Genomic DNA, 3,311 nt, shown 5'->3' with positions numbered 1-3,311 from the left:
ACGCTCGGCCACCGCGGCCGGGTCAGCGTGGTCCTGCCGGTGTTCGACCAGGCCGACCTCCTGCCGGCGGCGATCGAGAGCGTCCTCGCCCAGACCCACCGCGACGTCGAGCTCGTCGTCGTGAACGACGGCTCGCGCGACGGCGTCGAGCGGGTGCTGGACCGCTACGCCGATCACCCGCGGGTGGTGGTGCTCACCCAGCCGAACCAGAAGCTCCCCTCGGCGCTGAACAGCGGCTTCGCCGTCGCGACCGGCGAGTGGTTCACCTGGACCTCCGCCGACAACCTGATGCTGCCGAACCAGCTCGAGGTGCTGGTGGCCCGGCTCCGCGCCCGGCCCGACCTCGCCATGGTCTACTCGGACTACCAGGCCATCGACGGCGAGGGCCGGCCGCTCCGCGACCCCGCCTTCCGGCCGCAGGACCAGGACCCGCGCGACCCGAGCCGCATGCGCCTGCCGCGCGAGGTCACCACCGAGAACCTGCTCCGGAGCGGCGACAACTTCATCGGCGCCAGCTTCCTGTACCGGCGCGACGCGGCCCGCCTGCTCGGCCCGTACGCCGAGGACACGTTCGGCGGCGAGGACTACGACTACTGGCTGCGCATGCACGCGCTGTTCGCGATCGGGCACGTGGACGAGGTGCTCTACCGGTACCGCGTCCACGCCAACAGCCTGAACGCCCGGGCGCGGGCGCTGCGCATCGCCGACGCGGTGGACCGGCTGCGCGCGCGCCACGAGGCGCGGCTGGCGGCCCTGGCCGCGCCGCCGGCCTGGCGCTGCATCGGGCTGGCGGTCCCGGGCGTGCGGCTCGCCGGGCCGGGCGAGCCGTGCGACGTCTCGGCCCACCTGCTCTCCCGCCGCGACGACCCCGCGGTGGAGGAGGCGGCGCGCCGGCCGGAGGTGCTGCGGGTGTGCGTGGTGGACCTGCCGCTCGACGCGCTGGAGCGCGAGGCGCTCGCCCCGTACGACCTCCTCCTCACCCGCGAGCCCGGCGCGCAGGCGCTCGCGAGCCGCTGGTTCCCGGAGCGGGCGTTCCTGCTCGACCCGTCCGCCGCCGCGCCGCTGCTGGCGCGCGTCGCCGCCTACCGCCTGTTCGAGAAGCGCCGCGTGCCCGCGCCGCGGCACCCGCCGGCGCGCGTCTACCCGGTCGCCTCGCCGCTGCGGGTGGGGCTCCAGGCGGAGGGGCTCGACCGCGGCGGCCTGGAGCAGGTCGTGGCCGACCTGGCGTTCAACCTCCCGCGCGAGCGGGTCCGCGCCACGGTGCTGGTGCACGCGCGCGCGCCCGGGGCCATCGGCGCGCGGCTGCGCGAGGCCGGGGTGGACCTCGTGATCACCGGCGGGGACGAGTGGCGGCTGGCGCGGGCGGTGGAGGAGCGGAAGCTCCAGGTCATGAGCCTCCACTACAGCGTGGCGGGCGCGCGCGACCTCGCGCGGCGCGGGCTCGCGAGCGTGTACACCGCGCACAACGCCTATGTCTGGATGGAGGGCGCGGAGCGGGCGCGCCGGGCGGCGGCGCTGCGCGGCATGGACCTCGTGGTGGCGGTCTCGACGCCGGTCGAGCGCTACGTCGAGGAGGTCTTCGGCGTGGACGCGCGGCGCCTGCGGGTCATCCCGAACGGCCTCGACCCGCGCGGCCTCGACGCCCCGCCCGCCTCGCGCGCGGCGCTCGGGATGCGCGACGGGGACGTGGCGTTCGTGCAGGTGGGACGGTTCGCGCGAGAGAAGCTGCAGGGCGTGACGCTCGAGGCGTTCCGCCGGATCGCCGGCGGGCTCCCGGGCGCGCACCTGGTGCTGGCGGGCGCGCCGGCCGACGCCGGCTACGCGGCCGAGGTGACCGCCGCCATCCGGCGGGCCGCGCTCGAGGACCGCGTGCACCTGGTCCACCGGGCGGGGCGGGCCGAGGTGGCGGGGCTGCTCCGGATCGCGGACTGCCTGGTGCAGCCGTCGCTCGTGGAGGGCTGGAGCGTGGCGGTGATGGAGGCGATGTACCACGGGGTCCCGCTCGTGCTCACCGACGTCGGCTCGGCGCGGGAGGTGGTGCGCGGCGGCATCGGCCTGGTGCTGCCGAACCCCTACCCGCGCCTGGCGGCGCTCGACCTCGCGGAGCTGCGCGCGCTCGCCCGCAGCTACCCGGAGGCGAACCTCGCCGCGCTGGCGGAGGCCATGCGCGAGGTGGCGCTGCGCCGCGACGCGTGGCGGGCGCGGGCGGCGGCGGGCCGGGCGCGCGTGCTCGGCGAGCTGGACGTCGCCACCATGGCGCGCGCCTACGCCGACGCGTTCGAGGACGCCTGGCGCCGCGCCCGCAAGCCGGCGGCGCGCTGACGCCTCAGGCGGCCCCGAGCGCCCGGAGCACCTGCTCGACGCGCGCGGCCCAGGTGTTCGCGGCGACGGCCCGCTCGCGCAGCGCGCGGTGCGCCGGATCGTCCCGCCGGCCGAGCGCGGCCCGCAGCGCGGCCAGGAACGCGTCCGGCCCCTCGGCGACCGCGACCGCCGGCTCGCCGAGGCACGCGTCGATCGGGGTCGAGACCACCGGCGCGCCCGCCGCGAGGTACTCGTGGAGCTTCACCGGCGAGGCGGCGCGGGTCACCTCGTCCAGCACGAACGGGATCATCGCCGCGTCCAGGCGGCAGGCGTACCCCGCGAGCGCCGGGTGCGGCCTCTCGCCGAGCACGTGGACGTTGGGGCGCGGCGCGAGCCGGGCGAGCGCGCCGCCGTAGTCCGCCCCGAGCAGCACGAAGGAGAGGTCCGGCGCGCGCGCGGTCACCGCGTTCAGGAGCGCCCAGTCCACCCACGGCGCGAACGCGCCCATGTACCCGACCACCGGCCGGCCCCGGGCGAGCACCGCGGCGAGGTCCTCCGGGATCGGCGCGCCGGGCGGGAGCGCGAAGTCCTCCGGCGCCACCGCGTTCGGCACGAGCAGCACGTCCTCGCGCAGCGGGCGCAGCCCCTCCGCGAGCCGGGACGCAGTGGCGAGCACCCGCTCCGCCTCGCGCGCCAGGGCGGCGCGATCCGCCTCCATGGCCGGCCCGTGCAGCGGGTCGAGCGAGGCGTGGTCCACGCAGTCGTAGACGAGGCGCGGCCGGCGCAGGAGCGCCGCGTGGACGCGCTGCTGCGGCCACATCAGCCAGAGCACCGGCCGCTCCAGCTCGCCGGCCAGGCGCAGGTCGGAGGCGAGGAACAGCCCGGGCTCCAGCTCGCGCAGCCCGTCCACCTCGTCGCGGGCCGGGTCCGGGGTGCAGAACACCACCGCGCAGCCGCGCCGGGCGAGCGCCCGGGCGAGCTGCTGCGGCCGCTGCCGCAGGAAGGTCCAG

2 protein-coding genes are annotated in these 3,311 nt (G+C 77.8%); one reads left to right on the top strand and one right to left on the bottom strand.

Annotation, left to right across the window (positions count from 1 at the left end; all coding sequences use genetic code 11):
* The coding region (locus PSR1_RS22490) for a glycosyltransferase (protein WP_059439543.1) at positions 1-2,322 on the top strand (2,322 nt) is incomplete at its 5' end.
* Positions 2,323-2,326: 4 nt separating this feature from the next.
* Here the strand turns inward: PSR1_RS22490 and PSR1_RS24915 are convergent.
* On the bottom strand, positions 2,327-3,311 hold a 985-nt coding region (locus PSR1_RS24915; RefSeq protein WP_152643424.1), incomplete at its 5' end, for a glycosyltransferase.

This window comes from Anaeromyxobacter sp. PSR-1, assembly GCF_000964525.1.
Taxonomy (GTDB): domain Bacteria; phylum Myxococcota; class Myxococcia; order Myxococcales; family Anaeromyxobacteraceae; genus Anaeromyxobacter.
The sequence above is the reverse complement of the archived record's forward strand: the minus strand, read 5'-3'. Positions and strand labels throughout refer to the sequence as shown.